The sequence below is a fragment of the Caballeronia catudaia genome (genome assembly GCF_001544755.2).
Taxonomy (GTDB): domain Bacteria; phylum Pseudomonadota; class Gammaproteobacteria; order Burkholderiales; family Burkholderiaceae; genus Caballeronia; species Caballeronia catudaia.
The window spans coordinates 88,324-113,688 of record NZ_FCOF02000009.1; the positions used below are offsets into that span (position 1 = coordinate 88,324).

General features: G+C 64.5%; 27 protein-coding genes and 1 pseudogene. 16 read left to right on the plus strand and 12 right to left on the minus strand.

Annotated features, from left to right (window positions below):
* Window positions 1–79: 79 nt before the first annotated feature.
* Window positions 80–1,765, minus strand: coding sequence for a sensor domain-containing diguanylate cyclase (locus AWB75_RS12410; RefSeq protein WP_061124384.1), 1,686 nt, complete (start codon window positions 1,763–1,765; stop codon window positions 80–82).
* A gap of 734 nt (window positions 1,766–2,499) precedes the next feature.
* Between AWB75_RS12410 and AWB75_RS12415 the strand changes: the two genes are divergently transcribed.
* From AWB75_RS12415 to AWB75_RS12425, 3 genes are all read left to right on the plus strand, one after another.
* Entirely contained in the window at window positions 2,500–4,263 is a 1,764-nt protein-coding gene (locus tag AWB75_RS12415) for an ABC transporter permease (protein WP_061124385.1), read from the plus strand.
* 12 nt (window positions 4,264–4,275) lie between these two features.
* Window positions 4,276–5,631, plus strand: a complete 1,356-nt coding sequence (locus tag AWB75_RS12420) for an ABC transporter ATP-binding protein (RefSeq protein ID WP_061124386.1) — start codon at window positions 4,276–4,278, stop codon at window positions 5,629–5,631.
* Between the two features lie 333 nt (window positions 5,632–5,964).
* Window positions 5,965–6,366 carry a type II toxin-antitoxin system HicB family antitoxin gene (locus AWB75_RS12425; protein WP_061124387.1) on the plus strand — a complete coding sequence of 134 codons (402 nt, stop codon included), beginning with the start codon at window positions 5,965–5,967 and terminating at the stop codon, window positions 6,364–6,366.
* A gap of 69 nt (window positions 6,367–6,435) precedes the next feature.
* Here AWB75_RS12425 and AWB75_RS12430 read toward each other — a convergent pair whose 3' ends face one another.
* The 3 genes from AWB75_RS12430 to AWB75_RS12440 all read right to left on the minus strand — a co-directional run bounded on the left by AWB75_RS12430 (window position 6,436) and on the right by AWB75_RS12440 (window position 8,866).
* Window positions 6,436–6,963 (minus strand): hypothetical protein, encoded by a 528-nt coding sequence (locus tag AWB75_RS12430; RefSeq protein ID WP_061124517.1) that lies wholly within the window; start codon window positions 6,961–6,963, stop codon window positions 6,436–6,438.
* Complete coding sequence (locus tag AWB75_RS12435; protein ID WP_061124388.1) at window positions 6,960–7,514, minus strand: hypothetical protein; 555 nt, start codon at window positions 7,512–7,514, stop codon at window positions 6,960–6,962. The genes AWB75_RS12430 and AWB75_RS12435 overlap by 4 nt, the downstream gene beginning before the upstream one ends.
* Before the next feature lie 284 nt (window positions 7,515–7,798).
* Entirely contained in the window at window positions 7,799–8,866 is a 1,068-nt protein-coding gene (locus AWB75_RS12440) for a sigma-54 interaction domain-containing protein (RefSeq protein WP_061124389.1), read from the minus strand.
* Between the two features lie 583 nt (window positions 8,867–9,449).
* On the opposite strand from AWB75_RS12440, the gene AWB75_RS12445 reads away from it, so the two are divergent.
* The 9 genes from AWB75_RS12445 to AWB75_RS12485 all read left to right on the plus strand — a co-directional run bounded on the left by AWB75_RS12445 (window position 9,450) and on the right by AWB75_RS12485 (window position 16,344).
* Window positions 9,450–9,818, plus strand: coding sequence for a hypothetical protein (locus AWB75_RS12445; protein WP_061124518.1), 369 nt, complete (start codon window positions 9,450–9,452; stop codon window positions 9,816–9,818).
* A gap of 64 nt (window positions 9,819–9,882) precedes the next feature.
* Window positions 9,883–10,200, plus strand: coding sequence for a DUF883 family protein (locus tag AWB75_RS12450; protein ID WP_061124390.1), 318 nt, complete (start codon window positions 9,883–9,885; stop codon window positions 10,198–10,200).
* Window positions 10,201–10,289: 89 nt separating this feature from the next.
* Window positions 10,290–10,520: a hypothetical protein gene (locus tag AWB75_RS12455; RefSeq protein WP_061124391.1), complete on the plus strand. Its 231-nt coding sequence runs from the start codon at window positions 10,290–10,292 to the stop codon at window positions 10,518–10,520.
* 349 nt (window positions 10,521–10,869) lie between these two features.
* Entirely contained in the window at window positions 10,870–12,273 is a 1,404-nt protein-coding gene (locus tag AWB75_RS12460) for a sigma-54-dependent transcriptional regulator (RefSeq protein WP_061124392.1), read from the plus strand.
* A gap of 222 nt (window positions 12,274–12,495) precedes the next feature.
* Window positions 12,496–12,714, plus strand: coding sequence for a hypothetical protein (locus AWB75_RS12465; RefSeq protein WP_061124519.1), 219 nt, complete (start codon window positions 12,496–12,498; stop codon window positions 12,712–12,714).
* 224 nt (window positions 12,715–12,938) lie between these two features.
* A complete protein-coding gene (locus AWB75_RS12470) occupies window positions 12,939–13,175 on the plus strand; it encodes a hypothetical protein (protein WP_061124393.1) in 237 nt (78 codons plus the stop codon).
* Between the two features lie 191 nt (window positions 13,176–13,366).
* Window positions 13,367–14,818, plus strand: coding sequence for an alpha,alpha-trehalose-phosphate synthase (UDP-forming) (otsA, locus tag AWB75_RS12475; RefSeq protein ID WP_061124394.1), 1,452 nt, complete (start codon window positions 13,367–13,369; stop codon window positions 14,816–14,818).
* Between the two features lie 129 nt (window positions 14,819–14,947).
* Window positions 14,948–15,313, plus strand: a complete 366-nt coding sequence (locus tag AWB75_RS12480) for a hypothetical protein (protein ID WP_061124395.1) — start codon at window positions 14,948–14,950, stop codon at window positions 15,311–15,313.
* Between the two features lie 122 nt (window positions 15,314–15,435).
* Window positions 15,436–16,344, plus strand: a complete 909-nt coding sequence (locus AWB75_RS12485) for a YihY/virulence factor BrkB family protein (protein ID WP_061124396.1) — start codon at window positions 15,436–15,438, stop codon at window positions 16,342–16,344.
* 135 nt (window positions 16,345–16,479) lie between these two features.
* Here the strand turns inward: AWB75_RS12485 and AWB75_RS12490 are convergent, their stop codons facing one another.
* On the minus strand, window positions 16,480–17,964 hold the full coding sequence (locus AWB75_RS12490) for an RNA polymerase factor sigma-54 (protein WP_061124397.1): 1,485 nt from the start codon (window positions 17,962–17,964) through the stop codon (window positions 16,480–16,482).
* Window positions 17,965–18,421: 457 nt separating this feature from the next.
* Here AWB75_RS12490 and AWB75_RS12495 point away from each other — a divergent pair, with 457 nt between their 5' ends.
* Together AWB75_RS12495 and AWB75_RS12500 are read left to right on the plus strand one after the other, a co-directional pair.
* A complete protein-coding gene (locus tag AWB75_RS12495; protein WP_061124398.1) occupies window positions 18,422–18,763 on the plus strand; it encodes a BON domain-containing protein in 342 nt (113 codons plus the stop codon).
* 315 nt (window positions 18,764–19,078) lie between these two features.
* Window positions 19,079–19,303, plus strand: a complete 225-nt coding sequence (locus AWB75_RS12500; protein ID WP_061124399.1) for a hypothetical protein — start codon at window positions 19,079–19,081, stop codon at window positions 19,301–19,303.
* A 96-nt stretch (window positions 19,304–19,399) separates the two neighbouring features.
* On the opposite strand, the gene AWB75_RS12505 is transcribed toward AWB75_RS12500, so the two are convergent.
* Complete coding sequence (locus AWB75_RS12505; protein WP_061124400.1) at window positions 19,400–19,852, minus strand: PA2169 family four-helix-bundle protein; 453 nt, start codon at window positions 19,850–19,852, stop codon at window positions 19,400–19,402.
* A gap of 199 nt (window positions 19,853–20,051) precedes the next feature.
* Here AWB75_RS12505 and AWB75_RS12510 point away from each other — a divergent pair, with 199 nt between their 5' ends.
* Entirely contained in the window at window positions 20,052–20,306 is a 255-nt protein-coding gene (locus AWB75_RS12510; RefSeq protein WP_143746430.1) for a hypothetical protein, read from the plus strand.
* Between the two features lie 55 nt (window positions 20,307–20,361).
* Here AWB75_RS12510 and AWB75_RS12515 read toward each other — a convergent pair whose 3' ends face one another.
* The 6 genes from AWB75_RS12515 to AWB75_RS12540 form a co-directional block, all read right to left on the minus strand.
* Window positions 20,362–20,934 carry a glycine zipper family protein gene (locus AWB75_RS12515; RefSeq protein WP_061124402.1) on the minus strand — a complete coding sequence of 191 codons (573 nt, stop codon included), beginning with the start codon at window positions 20,932–20,934 and terminating at the stop codon, window positions 20,362–20,364.
* A gap of 67 nt (window positions 20,935–21,001) precedes the next feature.
* Entirely contained in the window at window positions 21,002–21,286 is a 285-nt protein-coding gene (locus AWB75_RS12520) for a DUF1488 family protein (RefSeq protein WP_087086595.1), read from the minus strand.
* Window positions 21,287–21,360: 74 nt separating this feature from the next.
* Window positions 21,361–21,906 carry a DUF4142 domain-containing protein gene (locus AWB75_RS12525; protein WP_061124520.1) on the minus strand — a complete coding sequence of 182 codons (546 nt, stop codon included), beginning with the start codon at window positions 21,904–21,906 and terminating at the stop codon, window positions 21,361–21,363.
* A 20-nt stretch (window positions 21,907–21,926) separates the two neighbouring features.
* A complete protein-coding gene (locus AWB75_RS12530) occupies window positions 21,927–22,478 on the minus strand; it encodes a type 1 glutamine amidotransferase domain-containing protein (protein ID WP_061124404.1) in 552 nt (183 codons plus the stop codon).
* 99 nt (window positions 22,479–22,577) lie between these two features.
* Window positions 22,578–23,945, minus strand: a complete 1,368-nt coding sequence (locus tag AWB75_RS12535) for an MFS transporter (RefSeq protein WP_061124405.1) — start codon at window positions 23,943–23,945, stop codon at window positions 22,578–22,580.
* Between the two features lie 99 nt (window positions 23,946–24,044).
* The gene (locus AWB75_RS12540; RefSeq protein ID WP_061124406.1) at window positions 24,045–24,548 is read right to left on the minus strand and encodes a YbhB/YbcL family Raf kinase inhibitor-like protein; all 504 of its coding nucleotides are present in this window, start codon (window positions 24,546–24,548) and stop codon (window positions 24,045–24,047) included.
* Between the two features lie 310 nt (window positions 24,549–24,858).
* On the opposite strand from AWB75_RS12540, the pseudogene AWB75_RS38455 reads away from it, so the two are divergent.
* A pseudogene (locus AWB75_RS38455) lies at window positions 24,859–25,323 on the plus strand (histidine kinase); the annotation flags it as partial.
* Between the last annotated feature and the right edge of the window lie 42 nt (window positions 25,324–25,365).

Below are 25,365 nucleotides of genomic sequence, written 5' to 3' on the forward strand. Positions count from 1 at the left end.
ATCGATGATACCTGCGGGACGCGTGCGCGTCGCGACATGCGGATGACCGTGCGATGACCCGGCGCGTCCGCCAAAGGCCTCACTTGCCTGCGAGCGTGTTTTCCGGGTGCCGCTCGGACGAGCCCGGATCGGCGGGGCGCACTTCGCTGCGGTCGCGCCCGCGCGATTTCGCCTCATAAAGCGCGAGATCGGCGCGCGACAGGATCCATTCGAGTGCGTCATCGGGCGCGAGCTCGGTGATGCCGATGGAAACCGAGAGCGCCGCATCGTCCGGCAGATGCGCGCAGTGCTCGTGATGAAAGCGCTTTCGCAGGCGTTCCAGCACGGCTTGCGCATCGGCGAGCGAGGTTTGCGGCAGCAGAATGCCGAACTCTTCGCCGCCGAGCCGGCCGATCGCATCGCTCGGGCGGAGTTGCGCACGGCACACTTCGACGAAATGCTCCAGCGCGCGGTCGCCCGACGCGTGGCCGAAGCGGTCGTTGATCTGCTTGAAGTGGTCGAGATCGGCGATCGCCACCGACAACGGCGTGCCGGCCGAGCGCGCGAGCTCCACTTCATGGCGCAGCGTGTCGAGGAAATAGCGTCGCGAGAGGGCGCCCGTCAGCGCGTCGTGGCGGGCCTCGGCGGACAGCAGCGTATTGGCCGACTGCAACTGTTCGGCGAGATCGCGCGTCGCGCGGTGCAGCCGTCGTTCGCGCGAGTACGACGTCGCGATCACGAGGGCGAGGGTGACGACGCCCGCCATCGTCAGGAACACGAGCAGGCGGTCGCGGCTGTGGTTGCGGCTGATTTCCGGCCAACTCGTGAGCGGATGCACGATATGCGCCGAGAGGCCCGAATTCAGGCCGGTGCGTTCGTCGTAGAGCGAGGGCACGTTGCTGCCGTTCGCCGCATAGAAGGTTTGGGCGAGCGCGGGCGCGAGCCAGTGCTCGGAGGCGCGCATCTGCTCGCCGATGTGCGACACGCGCAACTCCGGAAACGACTCGCGCCGGTAGTGCTCGATCCGCTCGCGCTCGGTCATGCGCGCGACAGGCGCGTTGGGCATCGCCTCGTATTCGAGCCGGCCGTCGTGCGCCATCACCACGACGCCGTTCTCGTCGGTCACGAAGGTGCCGGCGCGCGACACCCAGTGCCGCAGGCGGTCGATGCTCACCTTGGCGATCACGGCGCCGACGAGAAAGCCGTCCTCGTAGGCGGGCGCCGCGATGAAGATGCCCGGCTCGCCGGAGAGGCGTCCGACGCCGTACATTTCGACGAAGCCACCGAGCAGCGCGCGCGTGACGTAGCCGCGGGCGCTCATGTCATAGCCGATGAAGCTGTCGTCGTCGTTGGCGTTGCTCGACGCGATGCAGAATCCCTTCTCGTTGACGAGCCAGATCGAATCGAGGCCGGAGAAGCCCTGGGCGTCGTGCAGGAAGTGGTTGACCTTCGCGAGTCCGGGGCGCGCGGTCCAGTCCTTGCGTCGTTCGAGTTCCGTCGCGGCGGGGTTCGAGGCATAATTCCGCGACTCCGCCAGCGCCCGCTGCGTGAGTTCCATCTGCGCGAGCGTGGCGGGAATGGCGCGCGACATCGCCAGATCGCTCGCGATGATCTGCGCCATGTTGTCGACGATGGACGCCGCCATCTGGCGCTCCGTGCGCACTGTGGACGTCATCTCCTGTTGTACCATTCGGTCCGACAACAAGCCGGCGGCAATCCAGCACGCGAATGCCAGCGCCGAGAGGCCGAGCGTCGCGATCACACGGTGCAGGATGAGCTTGTTCATCGATCTCGGGCGGCGTGGATGATCACGCCGTGCGCGGACAGCGCGCGCGCCATCCGTGCGGGGCGGCCTGCGCGAAGCCGGCAACGCGGGCGCGCGGATTACAGCGCGCGGAGTCTGCCGCTTCACGGACCACGCCCGCAACGGCGCGGCGGGTCGGGTTCGGGTGGTCTTGCGGCCCGGATCTGGCGTCGTGTCGCATCGCTTCGGCGCTCAATTTATTGTTCGTGATAAGCCAAGATTGGACGATGTTTTTCGCCGCCTATCAAGCGTCTTGTTACGGCGGGCGACGTGCGTCCAACATAACGGACGCGCGCCGCGCAAGCGCGCTCGCCGCCGCGTTGCTTCGCTGCCCGGCCCCGGCGAGCCGCAGCCGGTCTGAAAGGAAGCGAAAGCATGCGGGCGACGGCGCATCCGGCGCGAATGCCCTTCATTTTGCCCGTGCCGTGCCGAAGAGCAACAGAAAGATCGCACGAATCGCGCGCCGGGCCGCATGACGGTTGTGCCTGTCACATCGGTTGGTGTAGTGTCGCTCGGTTCAGCGCCGGCAATGCTCGACGCGGCGACTGCCTGGCGCCGCTCTTTGCGCGCTTCGTGTCGTCCTTTCGACGGCCGCGCGCGTTGAGCATGGGGTCGCGCCGGGCCAGGGCTTCTTGCCCGCCCGACGGCTCGCTTGCCGTCTCAAGCACTATCCCGCGCTCGCGCGGCCGGAACAAAGCCTTACGGGGAGGGCCTTCATGGAATTTGGTTTCAATCTGAATCGCACGGCGAACGCGTCCGTGTGGCGGCTCCTTCCCAATCGCTGGGATTTCGTGGCGTTCCCGATGATCATCTGCATGATCGCGCTCGCCTCCGTTGGATTTCACGAAACCCTGGCGCCGATCTCGACGCTGCAGTCGCAGGCCATCTCGCTCGATCCCACGAATCTGCCCGAATACGCGTTGCGCACGACCTTGCGCATGCTGCTGGCGATGATCGCATCGCTCATCTTCACCCTGATCTACGGCACGCTCGCGGCGAAGAGCCGGCGCGCGTCGATCGTGCTCGTGCCGATTCTCGACATTCTCCAGTCGGTGCCGGTGCTGGGCTACATCTCCTTCACGGTGACCTTTTTCCTGGCGATGTTCCCGGGCCGCGTGATCGGCGCCGAGCTCGCGGCGATCTTCGCGATCTTCACGAGCCAGGCGTGGAACATGACCTTCAGCTTCTATCAGTCGCTGCGCACCGTGCCGCGCGACCTGGACGAAGTTTCGCGCGGCTTTCATCTCACCAACTGGCAGCGGTTCTGGAAGCTCGAAGTGCCGTTCTCGATGCCCGGCCTCATCTGGAACATGATGATGTCGATGTCGGGTGGCTGGTTCTTCGTCGTCGCGTCCGAGGCGATCACCGTCGGCAACCGCACGATCGTGCTGCCGGGCATCGGCGCGTATCTGGCCGCGGCCATCGGCGAGCGCAATGTCGGCGCGATCGGCTGGGTGATCCTCACCATGATCGTCGTCATCCTCGCTTACGACCAGCTGATGTTCCGCCCGCTCGTCGCGTGGGCCGACAAGTTCAGGATGGAGTTCACGAGTTCGGGCAACGCTCCGGAATCGTGGCTGCTCGACCTGATCCGCCGCACGCGCCTGATTCACCGTCTGCTCGTGCCCGCGGGCTGGATTCTCGCGAAGCTCGCACGCGTGCCGATCAAGCTGCCGTCATTGCAGGGCGCATTCGAGAACGTCGGGCTGCCGCTGCGCGCGAAAGTGCCGTCGACGCGTGTGGGCGACATCGCGTGGGGCACCGTCGTGCTGCTGGTCACGGTGTTCGTCGTGTGGAAGGTCGCGTCGTTCGTCGCGACGGGTGTCACCGCAAGCGAAGTCGGCCACGTGTTCCTGCTGGGGTTCATCACGCTCTTGCGCGTGGTGGTGCTGATCGCGATCGCATCGGTGATCTGGGTGCCGATCGGGGTGCTGATCGGCCTGCGTCCGGCGCTCTCGGAAAAGATCCAGCCGCTCGCGCAGTTCCTCGCCGCGTTCCCGGCGAACCTGCTGTTCCCGGTGTTCGTCGTGGCGATCGTGCACTGGAACCTGAACCCGGATATCTGGCTGTCGCCGCTCATCGTGCTCGGAACGCAGTGGTATATCCTCTTCAACGTGATCGCGGGTGCGTCCTCCTACCCGAACGATTATCGCGAAGCCGCAACCAACTTCCAGATCCGCGGCTGGCAGTGGTGGAAGAGGTGCATGCTGCCGGGCATCTTCCCGTACTACATCACTGGCGCGATCACCGCGTCGGGCGGCGCGTGGAACGCGAGCATCGTCGCGGAGGCGGTCTCGTGGGGCAAGACGGAAGTCGTCGCGCACGGGCTCGGCGCCTACATCGCCCAGAACACCGCCGCGGGCGACTACCCGAAAATCATTCTCGGCATCGCCGTGATGTCGCTGTTCGTCACGCTGTTCAACCGACTGTTGTGGCGCCCGCTATACGCCTATGCCGAAGCAAAACTCCGGCTGGATTGAGGACGAGTTCCGATGCAGAACCTGAAAAATACGCAGACCTTCCAGCGCACGGCGGGCGCGGCGCCGGCCGGCACGCCGCCACGCCTCGGCGCGGAAATCCTGCGCGTGCAGAACGTGAGCCGCGGCTTCAACAAAACGCAGGGCGAACTGCTCGTGCTCGACGACGCGAACCTCGCGCTGCGCGAAGGCGAGATCGTTGGTTTGCTCGGGCGTTCCGGCTCCGGCAAATCTACGCTTTTGCGCATCATCGCCGGGCTGATCGAGCCGACGGCGGGCGAGGTCACGTACCTGAACGAGCCGTTGCGCGGCCCCGCGAAGGGCGTCGCGATGGTGTTCCAGACGTTCGCGCTGTTTCCGTGGCTGACCGTGCTGCAGAACGTGGAAGCGGGCCTGGAGGCGCAGGGCGTGGGTTCGCGCGAGCGCCGTGAGCGTGCGCTCGCCGCGATCGACCTGATCGGTCTCGACGGCTTCGAGAACGCGTATCCGCGCGAACTGTCGGGCGGCATGCGCCAGCGCGTGGGCTTCGCGCGGGCGCTCGTCGTCGATCCGACCTTGCTGCTCATGGACGAGCCGTTCTCCGCGCTCGACGTGCTGACCGCCGAGAACCTGCGCACCGACCTGCTCGATCTCTGGACGCAGGGCCGCATGCCGATCAAGTCGGTGCTGATCGTCACGCACAACATCGAGGAAGCGGTGTTCATGTGCGACCGCATTCTCGTGCTGTCGTCGAATCCTGGGCGCGTGATGGCCGAGATCAAGGTGCCGTTCAAGCATCCGCGCAACCGTCTCGATCCGGCGTTCCGGCGGCTCGTCGACGATATCTACGCGAAGATGACCGCGCGCCAGTTGGACGAAGCGAAGAAGAAGGGGCTGGAGCTGCGGAGCTGGCTGCCCTCGGTGTCGACGAACCTGATGGCGGGTCTCATCGAAACGCTCGCGGCCGAGCCGTATCACGGCCGCGCCGACATGCCGGAAATCGCGCGTACGCTGCATCTCGAAGTGGACGAGCTCTTTCCGGTCGCCGAAGTGCTGCAACATCTCGGTTTCGCCGATGTGCGCGAGGGCGATATTTTCCTGACGCCGCAGGCGCGCGTGTTCGCGGAGCTCGGCACGCAGGAGCGCAAGATGATGTTCGCGGAGCATCTGCTGCGGCATGTGCCGCTCGCCGCGCGGATCAAGAAAGTGCTGAACGAGCGGCCGGGGCATCGCGCGCCGCGGGTGCGTTTCGAGCAGGAACTGGAGGATTTCCTCTCCGACAAGGCCGCGCAGGAGACGCTCGATGCGGTCATCGACTGGGGACGGTATGGCGAGATTTTCTCGTATAACGACCAGACGGAGATGCTGAGCCTGGAGGACGTGGAGGCTTGAGTTCAGTAGGGCTGTGATTCGATTTCGAAGCGCGGTTGCCGGTGACGGAGCCGCGCTTTTTCGTTGGCGTTGGCCGTTTCGCTGAATGTTCGCCGAGTGCGACGGAGCGTAACGTTCTCGTCTTGAGAATCACTGCCGGGTGTGTAAAACTACACACGCGGCGTTCGGGGACGAGATGGAATCATCGCGCTTCATCACCATTCAGACACACACCCAAGGGCGGTCGCGTGACCGTGGTTCATCCAAAGAAAGACGTGGCATCGGGACAGTCAGATCAGTACTCAGAGGCGCCGGATTGCCCAACCGTCTGTACTCGTCCTAACGGAGCCGGACATGGAATTTGCCCTCGCCATTCATAAAGATCCTGAAAGCTGCTACGGAGTGACCGTGCCCAACGTGCCCGGCGTTTTTTCGGCCGGAGATACGATCGACGAAGCGATCCAAAATGCCCGGGAAGCTATCTTTTTTCACATCGAGACGATCATCGAAGACGGCGCCGACGTCGCGATCACGTCGAGGAGCATCGAGGAACTGATCGTCGACCCCGATTTCGCCGGTGCTATCTGGGCCTATGTCGAAGTCGACCTCTCCAAGCTCGACTCGCGTCCCGAACGCATCAACATCAGCCTGCCGCGCTTCGTGCTTCACAAGATCGACAGTTACGTCGAAGCGCGCCACGAGACGCGCAGCGGCTTTCTAGCGCGGGTCGCGCTGGAGGCGATCGCAAACGGCTGAGACGACAAAAAAGCGCGGTCTCCTTCAGGAGCACCGCGCTTCTCATGTCCAGACCGCGACCAGCGACTACTACTGCAAACTTCCCCACCGCTCGACCGCAGGCTCCGCCGATGCCCACTTCCATCCCTCGGACTGCTGGCAGGCCGTTGCGATGAACCAATCGGCGGGCGCCTTGGCGTCGTCGCCATCGACGACCGAGAAGGCGAACTCCTTGCATGTCGCGAGCGCGCTGCCAAACTCGCGCAGCACGCGCACTTCGCCGTGGCCGTTCTCGACCGGCAACGTGTGCTTGACCTTCCAGGGCCGTGTCTCGCCGACCTGCGAGCTGCCCGCCGTCACCGCGATCATGACCTGCTGATCCTGATGCAGCGATTTCATCGTGCGCTTCACGACTTCATCGGTGGCGGCCTGCACCGCCACGCCCACCGCGAAGCCGACCGCCGGATTGGTCGTGAACGCGCCCGTCGCGATGCCGGCCGTCGCGCCCGCCGCCGCGCCGATCGACGCACAGCCGCTCATCGTCACGCAAACGGCGGCGACGGCCGCGAGGCAGCCCAGACGCAAGGATAAGAAGTGTCCGTCGAAAAGCACGGTCATTGCAGCGAGCCCCAGCGCGGCGTGGCCGGTTCGGCCGACGCCCATTTCCACTTGTCGCCATCGCGGCACACCGATGCAACGTAGAACGCGCTGCCGGCGGGACGGTCCTTGGTCGCATCGCGGTCGACGGAGAACACGATTTCCTTGCAGTCGAGCACGCCGCTGCTGATGGTGCGGCTCACCGTCACGCGGCCTTTTTCGTCTTCTTCGATCGGCACCGAATGGACGATCTTCCACGGCGCGACGGCCCCGACCGCAAGCGGACCCGCGACGGAGGCGATCTGATCCTGCGTATTGGTATGGACCACGCGCTGCGAGTACTGCACCCCCGCGCGCGCCGCGGCGACCGCGCCGAGGCCGATGCCCGTCGCGACCGCGGCGTTGCTGGTAACGCTGTTCGCCACCGCTGCGCCCGCGATACCCGCGCCGGCCGTCGCGCCTTCGCTGTACAGCGAGTTGCATCCGCTGAGACTCACACAGGCGATGGCACCAGTGATGACCGCGGCGAGCGCGGCGGCGCGCGGCCGGCGCCGATGAACCCTGATCTGCATGTTGCTTTTTCCTTCGTCTGCCGTTCCCGATCCTTGCGATCGGGTTTCGATAGGTTCGAATCTACTTGAGCTTTCGCTTTCAAATGACCGTCCGGCAATGCACAGAGACAATCGCGATGCGCGGACCTCGCGCATTCTGAAGCATGCTTCTAATTACCGCCTTGAGAAAATTGCAAGAAATTGCAAACGGACAGAGCACGTTGCGAGCCAACGGCCAAAAAAAAGCGAGCGCGGCAATTGCGCGCTCGCTCGATGGACATTTGGAAAGCCGAGAAGCAGGGCGTTCAGCTTTCGTTGTTCGAACCCGCTTCGCCGGAGTCCGTGTCTTCGTTCTCGTACGCGCCGAGGCGGTTGTACAAGGTCTTCAGGCTCACGCCGAGCGCCTTTGCCGCGCGCCGCTTGTCGCCGCCGCAGTGCTTGAGCGTGCCGAGAATGATCTGCTTCTGCGCATCGGCGAGTGGCGTGCCGACCCAGACGTTCATCGCATCGCCTTGCGTGACGGGCTTCTTTACGCGCGACGCGAGATGCGGGTGCGCGATCTCCACCGTTTTCTCCGCGAGAATGAACGCGCGATACACCGTGTTCTTCAACTCGCGCACGTTGCCCGGCCACGAGTAGGTGCGCAGCACGTCAAGCGCGCGCTTGCTGAAGGCCTTGTTCGTGCCTTCCTGCGCGTTCATCTCGGCAAGGAAGTGCTGCGCGAGCAGTTCGCGGTCCGAATCGCGCTCGCGCAAGGGCGGCGCGCGCAGCGGGAAGACGGCGAGGCGATACATCAAATCCTCGCGCAAGCCGTTTTCCTTCACGGCCGTGACGGGATCGCGGTTAGTCGCCGCGATCACGCGTACATCCGAGCGGATGAGATCGTTGCCGCCGACACGAAAGAACGTGCCGGTCTCCAGCGCGCGCAGCAGCTTCACCTGCCGCACGGGCGACATCTCGGTCACTTCGTCGAGAAAGAGCGTGCCGCCGTTGGCATGCTCGAAGTAGCCGATACGTCCCTGCACCGCGCCCGTGAAGCTGCCTTTCTCATGCCCGAAGAGCTCGGCCTCGATGAGGTTGTCGGGAATCGCACCGCAGTTCACGGCGATGAACGGCGCGTCCTTGCGCGCGCTGCAGTCGTGAATCGTCCGGGCGACGAGCTCCTTGCCGGTTCCCGACTCGCCGATGATGAGCGCGGTCGCATCGGTGGCGGCGACGCGCTCGATCTGCGCGTACAACTCCTGCATCACGGGCGATGAGCCGTAGAGCAGTCCATAAGACCTCAGGCCCGGCACTTCTCCCGTGTTGCGCTTTCTTTGCGCGGGTGTATCGCCGACCGCGGTGGGCGGCGGATCCAGATCGGTTGACGCCATGTGTCCTGATCGTTCCTGAGTTCTGCGTAGGTGGTGGGCGGGCGGCGGCCCGCGCTCGTCTGCGGTTGCGGCCGGTCTGTACGCAGTCGGCGCGCGCGAGCGGCGAAACGTGGATGACCGCGCGTCCCGGCATGTATCGCGCGTCGTGCGCGCTGCGGTCGGCTCACGTTGCCCGCGAGCCGCTTTTCCTGGTCGTGCGTCCGTACAGGGTCGTTTGCATCGGCTGCTTGCGCATTCGAATCGTTGCGAACCAGCCTGTCTCAATAACGCTATTTAACCATTCGCAACGACTCTGCGGCAATGCGCGGACTTGCTCCGCGCATATTTTGTCGGCGTCCGTTGCACGCTGTCATACGGTTTCGGAAAGGTTCTCTTTTCGGCTTCGAGAATTTACAACGCGACGGCGTAATTGTTACCCGGCCGTCGGCCAGAAAGTGGCGAAAGCATACGTTCGTTCAGGGCCGATCGGCCGTGGCATGAAAGCTGCATCATGAAGATCATCGTGATTCTTATTCGAAAGTCCGCCGACGAAGCATCGCGTCCGAGGCGCACACACGAGGATGGGCGAGAGAGGCAACGCATCATGGACGACTTCTTTACATTCGAGGCGGCCGCGCGAGAGCGCACGAACCCGCGCATGAGCACGACACGGCCCACCCGCGCACGGCGCGCGCACGGTCCGGGCGGCGATCGGCCGGAACTCGGGGCCGGCGAGCCGATCGACATCTATCACTGGGCCGCGGTCGCGCTCGTCACCGCGCTCATGTGCGCGGTGCTAGGCTATGCGGCGGGCACGCCAGCGCTCGCGCGCGCCGCGAACGTGACGAGTCTCGTGTTCGGCGCGATGGGCGGCGCTCTGACGGCGAGCGGCGTCGTGCGCAGTCTGCGTGCGCGGCTGGCAGCAGGCGGGCGGCTCGCCGTGGCCCGCGTGCCGGTCGCCGAGTCGCAGTGATCCGGCGTCGCCTTCAGGCCAGCGCCACGTTCCACAGAACCCACTTAGGCGAGGACTTCATTCCATGAGTCAGACGACTGTCCAGCTTGCGTTGGGCAAGCAAAAGATCATTGAGGACATCAAGGTGCTGCTGAACGACTCCGAGGAGTTGTTGCGGCTATCGGCGTCGCTGCCCGGCGAGGGCGTCGAAGCGCTGCGCTCGCGCCTGCGCGATCACGTCGATTCGGCGCGTGTCGCGCTGGAAGACGCGCAGGCGAGCGCGCAGGGCCGTTATCGCGCGGGCATCGATTGCACCGAGAAATACGTGAAGGACAACCCGTGGCAGTCGCTCGGGATGGCTGCCGGTGTCGGCTTCCTGATCGGCCTTCTGGTTTCACGCTGATTCGCCGCTTGCGACGATGGGGCACATTGTGACCGCCGCCGGCTTTGTGCGGCGGCATCGGAATTTCTTGAAGATGGGAGAGAACACAAATGGCACGGCCTTCGATCGGAATCTTCGGCGCGCTGTTCGCGGTGGGCAGCGTTCTCGCATGGAAATGGGTGCAGTCGCAGGATCTCGCCGGACGGCGCACTGCGCGTGATCTGAGCCGCTGGGAGGACGAGGGCGGCAAGGTGCTGACGCCCGCCGGCTCGGCGCAAGCGGTGAATGGTCATGGCACGGTAGGCGGGACGGCGGATGCGTGGCACTTTCCGCGCAGTTGATCGCGACTTGCGGCAATGCCGCGAATGAGCTGATCGTTTCACGCCGGTTTTATGATGCGATCAATGAGAACGCACGCTGGGATCAGCGTGCGTTCTCATCTTGATAAGCGCTTATAATCAGCGAAACTTCTGCGATAAGTTGCCTAAATGGAAAAACTTACGCGGAAGTCGTGCCAAGCGTACAGAACATCGGTAATTATTTTGTCGCGCATTTGCGTTGCCCGCTGATTCGATCGGGCATCAGTGTGAACGTGAATCGCACCGGCCCGCACGGCGTTAGCCGCGCGGAGAAGACCACGCCGCCACCGGGCGTGTGACCCTGAAAACGCTTTGGAAGAATTCGAGACGCATGCCACACGTATTGATTGTCGATGACGATCCCAGTACCCGCGAGGCGCTAGCCGCGATCATCGGCGAAGATGGATTGACGACGGCCACCGCCAGCGATTTGCGCGAGGCGCGCATTCAGCTCGTGCGTCAGACGCCGGACGTCGTATTCACCGACCTGAAACTCCCCGATGGCACCGGCGTCGATCTCTTCGAAGATCTCGACCCGCGCTCGGGGGTGGAAGTGATCGTGATAACCGGTCACGCGACGGTGGAATCCGCCGTCAGCGCGCTCAAGATGGGCGCAGCGGATTACCTCGTCAAACCGATCAACATGCAGCGCGTGAAGGCGATCCTTTCACGCCTGCCGCGCGCCGGCGATCTCAAGGCGGAAATCGGCACCCTGCGCGGTGAACTGCGCCGAATGGGCCGCTTCGGTCTGATGCTCGGCAATTCCGCGGCGATGCAGACCGTCTATGACCAGATCGGCCGCGTCGCACCGACGGCCGCGTCCGTGCTGCTGATCGGCGAATCCGGCACTGGCAAGGAAGTCGCCGCGCAGACGCTGCACGAGCTCAGCCTGCGCCGCAAGCATTCGTTCATCGCCGTCAACTGCGGCGCGATTTCGCCGAACCTCATCGAATCGGAGATGTTCGGCCACGAGCGCGGCTCGTTCACGGGCGCGGATCGTCAGCACAAGGGTTATTTCGAGCGCGCGAACGGCGGCACGCTGTTCCTCGATGAAATCACCGAGATGCCGATCGAGCTTCAGGTGAAGCTGCTGCGCGTGCTCGAGACGGGCATGTTCATGCGCGTCGGCACGACCAAGGAGATCGAGACGGACGTGCGCCTGATCGCTGCGACCAATCGCGATCCCGAGCAGGCCGTGCTGGAAGGCAAGCTGCGCCTCGACCTGTATCACCGCCTGAACGTGTTTCCGATCAACCTGCCGCCGCTGCGCGAGCGGGGCAAAGACGTCGAACTGCTGGCACAGGCCTTTCTCGACGAGCTCAACTCCCGCTACAACACGAAGAAGAATTTCCCGGCCGCCGTGCGCGAGATGCTGGGCTCGTACAACTGGCCCGGCAATGTGCGCGAGCTGAAGAACTATGTGCAGCGGGCGTACATCATGTCGGCGTCGGACTCGGACAGCACGGCGACCGTGCCGCTGCAGATTTCGCTGTCGAAGCCGTCGGCGGGCACGGCGGTGACGATTCCGTTCGGCACGTCGCTCGCGCAGGCCGACCGTCAGCTGATTCTCGCGACGCTCGATCAATGCGGTGGCGTGAAGACACGCGCCGCGGAAATCCTCGGCATCAGCCTGAAAACGCTCTACAACCGCCTCGTGGAATACGGCGAGGACGCGAACAAGGCGGCCGTCGGCGAAGGCGGCGACGTCAACGAGCCCGATAACGAAAATCCCTGATCGTCGCTTATCTTTAGACGAAAACACGTCTGCGTCTTTTAAAAAGCGCAGGCGTTTTTTATTGGCAGGCGCGTTTTCTACGCCGATAATGTGACAGATGGATGCCGACCGGACGCCTAGAGGGGCATGTCCCTTGCTCGCGATCGAATGACATCGGCGCGCGCCGTGCAATGGCGCCGCGCGGATGGGAAAGTACGATCACAAGACCGCAAGGAGCCCGCCATGTCCCTCAGTGTTCCCGATCGCGCCTGCGCTAGCGCCCGTATCGATGCACAGACGCCGCAGCCGCCGGACCCGCCGGTGACGCCGCCCGATCAGCCGCCGCCCACGCCGATGCCGCCGGACACGAATCCGGACCCGACGCGTGAACCGCCCGTGCCGCCGTCGCAACCCATCGGCGATCCGCCGCCGGGACCGGGCGACATGCCGCACGTGTACTAGCAGCGCCGAAGGAAGCTGGATTGCAGACGTTGGACAATGCCCAGAATTCGTGCAAGGTTTGAATAAGTTTCCATCCCGGACGTAGGGATTACAACAGATGACGCAACAATGACCGGCGACGCCCTAGTCGCCGGTCGTTTTTTCTGAAGCCGCGCTTGACCCAAGCGCACCGGTCCGACGCCGCCGACGTCACTATCGCGACGGCCTTCTTTTCTGGAGGCATCATGAGGCATCCCGCACTTCGACGCTCCGCGCGTCACTCTTCCAAGCGCGAAGCGCGCGCCGAAGCCGCCAAGGCTGCCGGCGTGCAGGGCGCGTCCGCGCCGCCCGCCGAGCACGATCCCGCCGGTCAGAACCGCCCTGCGCCTGGCGTTCCGCCAGACGGCGAACACAACCAGGGCGGTGTGCGCCGCGAGGGCATCGACTATCAGCGCGACCTGGGTTCCGAGCAGGATTCGTGATTTCTTGCCGGCAGACGCACCCGGCACAAGAACAAAATTTCTACGCGGCGCGCTTTCGTCGCGTGTTTTCGTTCGTCCGTAACATCTTCATACAAACTTTCATTTACATAAAAGAACAAAACGGCACAATTTTTGCGTACCCTTGATCGCCAATTCGAGCATGCAACGACAACTGAAGAGGTGATGCTGTAATGAGCAGATTGATCGTGGTATCGAATCGCGTTGCGCCGACGCAGGAAGGCAAGCCTAGCGCGGGCGGGCTCGCGATCGGGGTTCTGGACGCGCTCAAGGAGACCGGGGGCGTCTGGTTCGGCTGGAGCGGCGAGATCGTCGGCGAGGCGGGCGCTCCCGTCGTAGAGCAGAGCGGCAAGGTGACCTACGCGACCGTCGGGCTCACGCGCCGCGATTACGACCAGTACTACCGCGGCTTCTCGAATGCCACGCTGTGGCCGACTTTCCACTATCGCAACGACCTGTCGCGCTTCGATCGCGAGGAATATGCGGGCTACATGCGCGTCAACGGTAGTCTCGCCGCGAAGCTGAAGTCGCTGCTCAAGCCCGATGACATCATCTGGGTGCACGACTATCACATGCTCCCGTTCGCGAACGAATTGAGAAAGCTCGGCGTCGCGAATCCGATCGGCTTCTTCCTGCACATTCCGTTTCCGGTCCCGGAGATGATGCGCACCGTGCCGCCGCACGAGGAACTGATCGCGGCGATGTGCCAGTACGACGTCGTCGGCTTCCAGACCGACGCGGACAAGCAGTCGTTCATCGATTACGTGGAGCGCACCGGCCGCGGCCACTACAGCGACGACGGCATGCTGCAGGCGTTCGGCCGCATGCTGAAAGTGGGCGCGTATCCGATCGGCATCTATCCGGACGCCATCGCGAAAGCCGCCGAGCAGTTCTCCAACCGCAAGCAGGTGAAGAGCCTGCGCGACAGCATGCACGGGCGCAAGCTCATCATGAGCGTCGATCGCCTGGATTATTCGAAAGGTCTCGTCGAGCGCTTCCAGGCGTTCGAGCGGCTCTTGCTGAACGCACCGGGCTGGCATGGCCGCGTGTCGCTTGTGCAGATTGCGCCGCCGACTCGCTCGGACGTGCAGACGTATCAGCGCATCCGTCAGAATCTCGAAGGCGAGGCGGGGCGCATCAACGGGCGTTTCGCGCAGCTCGACTGGACGCCGATCCAGTATCTCAACCGCAAATACGAGCGCAATCTGCTGATGGCGCTGTTCCGGCTCTCGCAGGTCGGCTATGTGACGCCGCTGCGCGACGGCATGAATCTCGTCGCCAAGGAATATGTCGCGTCGCAAGACCCGGCCGATCCGGGCGCGCTGGTGCTCTCGCAGTTCGCGGGCGCTGCGGATCAGTTGCCGGGCGCGCTGGTCGTCAATCCGTTCGATCTGTCACAGATGTCCGAAGCGCTGGAAAGAGCGTTGTCGATGCCGCTCGCCGAGCGTCAGGCGCGCCACGCCGACATGATGGTGCCGCTACGCGAGAACAATCTTTCGGTCTGGCGCGATTCGTTCCTCTCGGACCTGCGCAGCGTCGCGACGGCGACATCGGTGACGGAGAAGACCGTCAAGACCGTGAAGCAGGGCGCGAGCGAAGCGAAGCGTCCGGCGGCGAAGGCCTGATTCGAGCGAAAAGCCGTCTTGCACTCCGGCCCCGCGCTCCGCAAGGAGCGCGGGGCTTTTTTGCGCCGATGGCCCGCGTTCGCGGAACGGGTTTTGCGGACTCGTCAGGGACACGATCCAACGGAGGTCATGATGAGTGGAAGCACATTGAACCCGCCGGAAGACGACGGCGTGGAGTACGGCAAGGGGCATGGAACCGGCGCGCTCGGTCCGAGCGACTCGTCCGACAGCGGCTCGGATGTGCAGGGCGAAAAGCGCTATCCGGGTGATATCGAAGACGAGCTCGACGCGCACGCGCTCGGCCAGTCCGCAGCCGAGCTCAACAGCGATACGGATCGCGCGGGCACCGGCGAGGTGGCGTCGGCTGACGGTGACAACAATCTGGAGTCCGACGCCGACATCCTGCCCGACGAAATCCAGGACGAAACCCGCGGCCTCGTCGACGAGGACGCCGACTCTGACCTTGACTCTGACCCTGACGAAGACCGGAGTTGAACACGCTTAATCGGGTGCAAGCGCGGCGCGCTCCTTACGGAGCGCGCCGTTTTTTACACGCGCTTGGCATCGCGGGGCTAACATCGTCGATTGACACCTTTCGCCGCTCACGCTTTTCGCCGATGGACCAGCACGTTCCCACTCAATCCGCGCCCGTCGCTTCGGGCCGCACGTCGCGGTTCGGCTGGCTCTCGTGGATCGTCGATCCCATCGTGCAATGGACGCAGGACCACTGCCTGATGTTCTCGGCGGCGATCGCGTTTTTCGCGGCGTTTTCGCTCGCGCCGACGCTCGTCATCGTGATCGCGGTGGCGAGCGTGTTCTTCGGCTCGGATGCCGTGCAAGGGCGGCTTTTCGCTGAAATCAGTGGCGTCGTCGGCGTCGATGCAGCGCATGCGCTTGAAGCGATCGTCGCGAATGCGTGGCACGCGGATATCGCGCGCAGCACGGCGATTCTCTCGCTCGCGGGCGTGCTGATCGGCGCATCGGCGACGTTTTCGTCTCTGCACAGCGCGCTCAACGTGATCTGGCCGACGCCCGCCGTGAGCACGCGCGAAAGCATCGTCACGCTGTTGCGCGTGCGGCTCATGTCGTTCGGTCTGGTCGTCGGCTCGGGGCTGCTGGTCGCCGTGCTGCTCGTGATGGATGCGTTCGTCGAACTCCTGGGCCACTGGGTGCTCGGCGATGGCAGCCCGTTCATCGTGCTGTCGGGACTGACGAGGCGTGCGATATCGCTCGGAGTGCTGATGATCGCGTTCACCGTGCTGCTCAAGTTCCTGCCGACGACGCGCATGCTGTGGCGCGACGCCGCGCTCGGCGCTGCCGCGGCCGCGCTGCTCTTCGAAGGCGGCAAGCGTCTCTTCGCGTTCTATCTCGCGCACGCCGGCACTGCGAACATGTTCGGCGCGGCTGGATCGCTCGCTATCATCCTCATGTGGCTCTACTACTCGGCGGCGGTGTTCCTGCTCGGCGCCGAGCTAGCGGCGACGGCGGCGAGAAAGCGCACACATCGGGCGTCGGGCTGGCGTTGATGCAGACCGAAGCCGGCAAAAGAAGGCCGTCCGCGAACGGACGGCCTGTCGGCTACGCTCTTGTCGCTCAGGCGCCTCGCTTGACCGGGTCGTCGCCGAACGCTTGAGAGCGTGAAAGCATTGCCGCCATCGACTTCAAGCCTGGCGGCGCAATTCCGCCGGCGGCACCTTCATCAGATGCCGATACTTCGCCACCGTGCGCCGCGCCACGATCACGCCCTGATCGGCGAGCATCTTCGCGAGGCTCACGTCGGACAGCGGATCGGCCGTATTTTCCTTCGAGATCATTTCCTTCAGCAGCGCGCGCACCGCCGCGGCCGAGCATGTGCCGCCGCTTTCCGTGCTCAATTCGCGCGGGAAGAAGTGTTTGAACTCGAAGATGCCGCGCGGCGTGGCCATGTACTTGTTGCCCGTCGCGCGCGAGATGGTCGATTCGTGCAGTCCGAGCTCGTCGGCGACATCGCGCAGCACGAGCGGCTTCAATGCGATCTCGCCGTAATCAAAGAACGCTTTCTGGTGCGAGACGATGCATTCGGCTACGCGCTGAATCGTCGTGAAGCGCTGCTGCGCGTTGCGGATGAGCCAGCGTGCTTCCTGCAACTGCTGCGCGAGCGGCGAGCGGCTCGCGCCCGCCGACTGCGCGAACAGTTCCGCATACATGCGATGAATCCGCGCGCGCGGCAGCACCGCTGGATTGATCGTCACCACCCATTGCTTTTTCACCTGACGCACGATGACGTCCGGCACCACATAGTTGTCTTCGCTGCGGCCGTAGTTCTCGCCCGGCTTCGGATCGAGACGGCGCACGAGCGCGCACGCGATACGCAGTTCATCGGCGGTGCAGCCGATCTTCTTCTGCAACTCGGCTTGCTCACGGCGAGCAAGCCGCTCCAGATGATGCGTGACGATTTCGCGAGCGACAGCGCGGCCCGGCGTCTCTTCGTCCAGCGCGTCAAGTTGCAGCGAGAGGCATTCGGAGAGATTGCGCGCGCCGACACCCGGCTTGTCGAGCGACTGCACGAGCCTGAGCGCGATGGTGAGTTCATCCTCGGTCAACCCCGGCTCTATTTCGACGACGCCCGCGAGCTCGCTCAATTCCTGGCGCAGATAACCGTCGTCGTCGAGCGCTTCGATGATGAGTTGCGCGATCGCGCGATCGCGCTCGTTCAGTTGATACAGGCGCAGCGCGTCGTGCAGCGTTTCATGCAGCGACGGCTCGATGCGCACCCAGTCGGCCGGATCGGAGCCCTCGCCGTCACCGCTTCCGCGCGATGCACTGCGACCGAAGGGATCGGACGAGAACTCGCTGACGTCGTCGCGCGAGCCGGCATCGGCGCTCGCTTCGCTCTCCATGCTGGGTTCGGATGTGAGCGGGGCTTCGGCCGCTCCATCGGCCGTGTTCGTGGACGTCGAGTCGGCCATCGAGCTGCCGTTGTCGGCGCCGAGCGCGTTGTCCTCGGTCTGGGACTCGTCGTATTCGAGAAAGGGGTTCGTGTCCAGTGCGTTGCGCAATTCCTGCTGGAACTCCAGCGACGAGAGTTGCAGGAGACGAACGGACTGCTGAAGGCGCGGCGTGAGCGCGAGCGTTTGCTTCGCGCGGAGTTCGAGTGTAGGCGGCATTGCTTGCTAATCCTCGATTGTTCTAAACGTAATGGGCTGGTTTGGAGATGATTAAAGCAACAGCCATGCCATCTAGCGATAAGCTCGCGCCGCCACTACGTTTTTCGTGTCCGCTCCTGTCTTCCGCAAGCCTCGGCGGGGCCGTTTTCACGCAGTTTTTACACGTTCCCAACCAAAAGCGACGCGCCTTTCGGGCAGTACGGCGCAGGCGGCGCGGGGCGATTTCACTAGCGTCGAAGATTTGTTCGGAGACTCACGTTGCCCTTGAACGACGGTGCCTCGCGCGCGGTTTTTCAGGGGCATCGAACGCGCCGCTTCAGTGGCGGCACGCAAGTTGCGGACAGGGGGGACGATCCGCGTGCTACGGCGCGGACGTGACAAAGAGCGGTTCGTGCACGCATCGCATGAAGCGGGCGACGGGGCGCAAGACCAAAATCGACAAAATGGGAGTAATGCCATGAAGACGACTCAAATCCTGAAGGCAGCCGGCGGTATCGCATGTGTGGTGTTCGCGCTGAACGTGGGGGCGCAGACGCATTCGGCGTCGTCGACGAGCGGTTCCGATACGTCCATGGGCCAGAAGGTTGACGACAGCGCGATCACCACCAAGGTCAAGGCCGAACTCCTCGGTGCGAAGAACGTCAAGTCCACGCATATCCACGTGAAGACGCGCGGGGGTATCGTCTCGCTGACGGGCTCGGTGCCCTCGGCGGCGGACAAGACCGCGGCGGAAGAGGTCGTCTCGAACGTCTCGGGTGTTGCTTCCGTGAAGAACCATCTTAAAATTGCCGCCAAGTAATGGCATAGTTCGTATGCCCGGCTTCGCCACGGCGGGCCGCGGTTGAGTGCCAGCAGTACGGAACCCGCGCGGGGTTCGACGATTCGCCTTGGATGGCGCGCAGTCGGACGAAGCGCGGGTTCTCGCATGGAGGCGCCGGGTCCGCACGGCGCTTCAGTCGCAACTTCACGCATGACGCTTCACGCAGCGCGCATCAACCTCGCAGCACTTCGAAACTTAAAACACGAGTACGACCGTTCAGGACGGTACTTACCCAGGCGGCTCATGAATGCGCAGTAGCCCGGCGTTCAGAGGCCGCAGAAAAAGGAGCTCTTCATGAAGACGAAAAAGATGGCATTGATCGGCGCGCTCGCGCTGGCGTTCTCGACGGCGGCGTTCGCGCAGGCAGCGTCCGATGCAGCCGGGACCACGGGCACGCAAGCGAAAAAAGAGAAGGGCACGTATCTGCATCAGCAGAACAAGGCGCACAAGCTGAAGGGCGCGTCGGCGGCGGCGGCGGCTTCGTCGCTCGGTACGAACGACAAGGGTCAGCCGCAATAACGGGCGTCTCGCCTGCGTTGGACAAACGAACGGCCGCATCGCGCGGCCGTTCGTGTTTCATCGGCCCGTTACGGAAGGGCCGCGGACCTCATCGCGTCAGGACTTCGCCGCCGCGTACTGATCGCGAAGATCGCGGATGCGGTCGTGATTTTCCACCACGCCCTGATACTGGCGCTCCACGACGGCGCGGATGTCGGCTGGCAGGTCCTTGTCGAGCGCCTCGCGATAGTTCTTCTTCGCGGCGTCTTCGCCGCGCTCGCATTCGGCGAGAATCGCGTGATCGCTGTGGCCCGTCACGGCCGACTTCACATCGACCCAGCCGCGATGCAGCGCGCCTGCCATCGAACCGCCGGTTTCGGGCTTGCCGCCCAGGCGGGCGACGATATCCTGCAACTCGCGCGCGCCTTCCGCGCATTTCTGCGCGCGGTTCTGAAACAGCAGCTTGAGGCTCGGGTCACGCGTGTCCTCGGCGGCCTTGAGAAATCCCTTTTCGCCGTCCTTCGAGGTTTCGACGAGATCGTTGAGTACCGATACGACGTTCGTGCTCATATGACACCTCCTTTTCGTTTGACATTGTCGCGGCGCAATCTCCCTGCGGGATGCGGCTCGCCGATACATGACGCACGCGGCGTGCCAGCAACCGCTCGGCTGCGCGGCATGTGACTTGCTGCCGACTTGCTGCCGCTCACGCACTACAGCCCGCGTCCGATATGAGACGCGCGCACATGAACGGCAACAGGAGAGCGCAGTGAAATACTTCAATCGACTCGTGCATCGCGAGTGTCTGATACTCGTGGCGATCGCGGCATCGGCGGTGACGTTGCAGGTGCGTGAGCACGTTGCCGGCGTGGAATCGCAGCCGGCGCAGACATCGCGGGTAACGGATGGGCGCATTTGCGAGCCGTCCGCCGCTGACGACGGCGATGCGCCGCGCATGCTGCCCGCGGACTGCGGCATTCGGGCGGACATGCTGCCTCATCACATGCGGGCAATCTGGGTGTAACGATAAGAAACGCCCGCGCGAGGCGGGCGTCATCATCGAACGAACGGCAGACGGGTCAGGCGCGCGTCTGCGCGAACTCGCCGACCGGATGCGGCGGCTGTGACGGATCGAAGTCGCTCCAGCGGCCTTGTTTCCAGCGTCCCGACGCGCGTTCGATATCCATGCCGCCCGCTTCGCGCAACGCGGTCGCGGCCTGGTCCTGCGACTCCGGCGACACATGCACGGCCACGAGCACGCCCGCGTGGCGCGCGGGCTCCTCGGCTTGCGCGGCCGTTTTGGGCTTCTTCGTATGCGACATCGCGCCGGCGAGCGATCCGACGTACGCGCCGACGCCCGCCGCGATCGCCGAGACGAGCAGCGGCGCGTGGAAGACGGCGAATATCGCCGCGCCCACCACGGCGCCGATCACCGCGCCGATCGTCACGCCTTTACCGGCGCCTTTGGGCGCGCCGCTCGCGCCCGGGTCGGTGCCGACGTCGCCGCCGACCGGGAAACGTGCGTGCTGCCCGCTCGGGTTGACGAAGAAGAGCGTCACGTCTTCTTCCACGAAGCCTTGCGCGAAGAGCTTCTGGGCCGCCGATTCGGCGGCACGAAAAGTCTGGAAGCGGCCCGCGATGATCAGGGACATGTTCCCTCCTTGTTGGCGTGGGGTTGGTCGGACTGGCTGCGCTGCACGACGAACGCCGGCGCGCTCGCTACGGCTCCATGCCGGCGACGCGGAACAATCCGCTGCGCAGGACGGCGGGCTGGCCACCGTTGTCGTCGAGCACTTCGGCGCAGACCGCGCGGATGCGCGCCGCGCCCTGTTCGAAGGCGGCGAGCAGATCGTCCTCGCGCGGGGATTTCGCGCCGAAGTGATCTTCGAGCGCCTCGGCGGTGATCGAACATACGACCGGCTCGCCGTCGATGAGCGCGGCGAAGTGAATCGCGAGATCATCGCCGTCATAAACGGGGGATTCGTCTGCAAACGTGATGTGCATGGTCGAGTCCTCATAAGCGGGACGGGAAGCGGGTTGAGAGGCGCGATGCGAGGCGGGATGAGAAGCAACGACGCTCATGACGCCGCCTTCGTTTTCGCGAACTGCTGCGCCATCTCGTAGTGATGGCTGATGATCGGCAACGCTTTGTTCGCCGCCGCCTTCAGCGCAGTGTCGTTGCCGCTTTCGCTCTCTTTCCTGAAAAGTTCGACGGCCTTCTGGTGCCCGCTCACGGCTACCTTTTCAATATAGGCCGTGTCGAACTCCGCGCCCTGGAGATTTTGCAGGCTGCCGATCACGGCGGAATCGGCGGCGGCCGGCGCGATGATGCCGTGACGTTTCGCGATCACGTCGAGATTGCGCGCGAGCTTCGTGTGATCGACGATCATTCGCTGTGCGAATTCCCGCACCTGCCGGTCGCTTGCGTGCGAGAGCGCCAGCTTGCTCGCGGCGATTTCCGTCGCGCCCGCCTGACCGGCGTCCTGCAGGAACTGCTGGTCGATGGGCGAGAGTTTCTGGCTTTGCGCGGCGCTGTCCGTTTGCGCGTTCGCGACGGGTGCGCAGGCTGCCGCGGCCAGCGCCAGCGTAAGCACGCGTATGAGTGATCGCGGCGAGCGCAGCATCGGCTTCGGCTCCTGTTCAATCACGCGGCGCGCGCCTTGCCGAGCGCGTCGATCAGCGCCTTGTTGAACGCGGGCAGATCGTCGGGCTTGCGGCTAGTGATGAGATTGCCGTCGATCTGCACTTCCTGATCGACCCATGTGCCGCCCGCATTGCGCACGTCGTCCTGCAGGCTCGGCCAGCTCGTCATCGTGCGGCCCGCGACGATGCCCGCCGAGATCGGCAGCCAGCCGCCGTGGCAGATCACGGCGATCGGCTTCTTCGCCTGATCGGCTTCCTTCACGAAACTTTGCGCCTTCGCGTCGAGCCGTATCGCGTCGCCGTTCACGACGCCGCCCGGCAGCACGAGGGCGTCGTAATCGGCGGCGTTCGCTGTATCGAACGTGACGTCGACATTCACCTTGTCGCCCTTGTCGACGTGCTTGAAACCCTGGATCTGACCGGGCTTCTGCGACACGACATCGACATGCGCGCCCGCTTCCTTCAGCGCGCGCTGTGGCTCGACGAGTTCGGCCTGCTCGAAGCCGTCGACGGCGAGAATGGCGACCCTGAGGCCGTTGAGGGAATTGGCCATGAACACACTCCTCGTTGCTGATATCCGAACAATCCGCGTGGTGCGAATTCCTTGAAAAGGAGTTTCAGCAAGGGCTGTGCCCAGCGAAGCGCGTGTGATTCAGGCCGTTTCGACGCTGCGTTTGCCCGTGAGCCGCAGCATGCTGACGACGGCGGCCGCGGCAGCGAACACCGCCGCCACGGCAAGCGCGATCACGGGGCCTTGCTTCGGCGCGACGCCGAAGATCAGCGCGACGAGCGCGGCGCCGAACGTCTGCCCGGTGAGACGCGCGGTGCCGAGCATGCCGCTCGCGCCGCCGCTGCGATGGCGGGGCGCGGACGCGAGCATCTGACGATTGTTGGGCGACTGGAAGAGCCCGAAGCCCAGCCCGCAGACGGCCATGCGCCATGTGATGTCGAACGCGTCCGGATGCGCGCCGACGCTCGCGAGCAGCACGAGTCCGACTGTGAGAATCGCGAGACCGATGCCACCCAGCAGCCCGGCCGAATAGCGATCCGCGAGCACACCCGCAATGGGCGCGACGAACACGATCACGAGCGGCCACGGCGTCATCAGAAAGCCGGTCTCGACCTGGCTCATGCCGAAGGTGCCCTGCAACAGGAAAGGCAGCGAAACGAACGCGAGCATCTGCGCGCAGAACGAGCACACCGACGTGCCCACCGACAGCGCGAATACCGGAATGCGCATCAGGTCGACGGGCAGAAGCGGCGCGCTTTGCGTCAGTTGCCGCCGCACGAAGAAGTAGCCGATGACCGCCGTCGCGATGAGTTCGCCGACGAGATACGGCCGATGCTCGCCGTGCCCGAAGCCATCGACCGCGACGATCGCGATGCCGAAGAAGAGCGCGTTCATGATCGCGCTGATGTAGTCGTACGGCTGCCGATGCCCCGGCGTGCGCGGCATCGATTTCCAGCCGATCGCGAATGCCGCGACGCCGATCGGCACGTTGATCGCGAAGAGCCACGGCCACGTCGCGACGGCGAGCACGCCCGAAGCGACCGTCGGCCCGATCACCGACGAGATCGCAACGACCGTCGCGTTGATGGACACGCCGCGCCCGAGCTGCTCGTGCGGATAGATGACGCGCACGAGCGCCGTGTTCACGCTCATGATGCCGGCCGCGCCGAAGCCCTGGATCACGCGCGCGATGGTCAGCGTGACGAGCGAGCCCGACAGCGCGCATGCGAACGACGACACCGTGAAGAGCGCGAGGCCCGCCATATACACGCGCCGGTAGCCGATGCGATCGCCGAGCGAGGCGAGCGGCAACAGCGAAATGGTGATGGCGAGCTGATAGGCGTTGACGACCCAGATGGAGTCGGCGGGCGAGGCGTTCAGATTGCGCGCGATGGTCGGCAGCGCGACGTTGGCGATGGCGCCGTCGAGCACCGCGAGCGTGATGCCGAGCGCGACGACGGCAATGGCCCAGTATCGCTGGGGCAGCGGCAGACCTTGTTCGGAATCCATCGATCGACGGTGAGTGGCGGGCGGCGCATTCTAAGGCGCGCCGTTTTCAAACAGCTTCCAGATGGGCGCGGCGGGACGGGCCGCGCCTTGTCCGCGTGCTTACTTCAGCTCGTAGAGACCGGTGTACGTCGCCGAATCGATCTCGTTCAGATGCGTCATGAAGCGCGCGACCGCGTTGGTCGCATTGGCATCGAGCGGAAGGCTCTCGCCGGAGAGCGCATGGATGCGGAAGATGTAGCGATGCGGCTTGTCGCCACGCGGCGGCGCCGCGCCGCCGAAACCCACCGTGCCGTAATCGTTGCGAAGCTGCAGCGCGCCTTGCGGCAGCAGGCTGCCGTCGGCCTTGCCGGCGTTGCGCGGCAGCGAGCGCACGTCGGGCGGAATATTGACGACGATCCAATGCCAGAAGCCGCTGCCCGTGGGCGCATCCGGATCGTAGACGGTGAGCGCGAGACTGCGGGTATCGGCGGGCGGATCTTCCCATTGCAGCGCCGGGGAAATGTTCTCGCCCGAGCCGCCGAAGGCTTGCTGGTCGAATTCCTGCGCGTGCGTCATGAAGCCGTTCGCTGGAAATTCGTCGGACCAGATGCGGAAATCAGCCATGAGAGTCGTGCCTCCTTCTTCTTGCGATGTGGATGGATGCGGCACTGCGCACCGGACTGCGTGATGTCGCGCGCTCAGCCGGACGAGTGCAGCAAACGTGCCCGGGCGTTGCGCGCTGGAACCGCGAGAACATCGCACGCGCAGCGACGGCGAAAGCCAATCGAGTGTAGCATCCGCCCCCGATATCCGGCGCGAGCCGAAACGTCGCGCCGGGTCTGCGCGAAAGTGTGATTCGGCCCGCAAATATCCTGCGCGATACAATGATGAGATGAATTCGGACGGCGCGGGCCGAAAGAACGAAAGGACGACCATGCCCAACGACCTGCGCCGCGCTGCCGCTCAATTCATGCCGGCGAGCGTGCCGGAGGACGACGCCGACATGTTCGATCTCGCGCCCGTGTACCTCTGGCTCGAGGATTTCAGCGCGGTGCGCGAGCAGTTCGAGCGATGGCGCGCGGCGGGCGTCGCCGATCTGCGCGCGTTTCTCGCCGAGAATCCCGAGCGCGTCGCGGAGTGTTCCTCGCGCATTCGCGTCGTGACGGTCAACCGGCGCACGCTGTCGCTGTTTCACGCGAAGGACGTCGATCATCTCGTGCAGCACCTCGACCGCGTGTTCCGCGACGACATGCTCGCCACGCACGTCGATGAACTCGAACAGTTGTGGTCCGGCAAGACGCGCTTCGTGAGTCAGACGGTCAACTACACGCTCGAGGGCAAGCGCCTCGACGTGCTGCTCAAGGCGGTCATACTGCCGGGACACGAGGCGTCGTGGGAGCCGCGTGCACGACGTGAATCAGCACACGCTGCGCATGTTCGC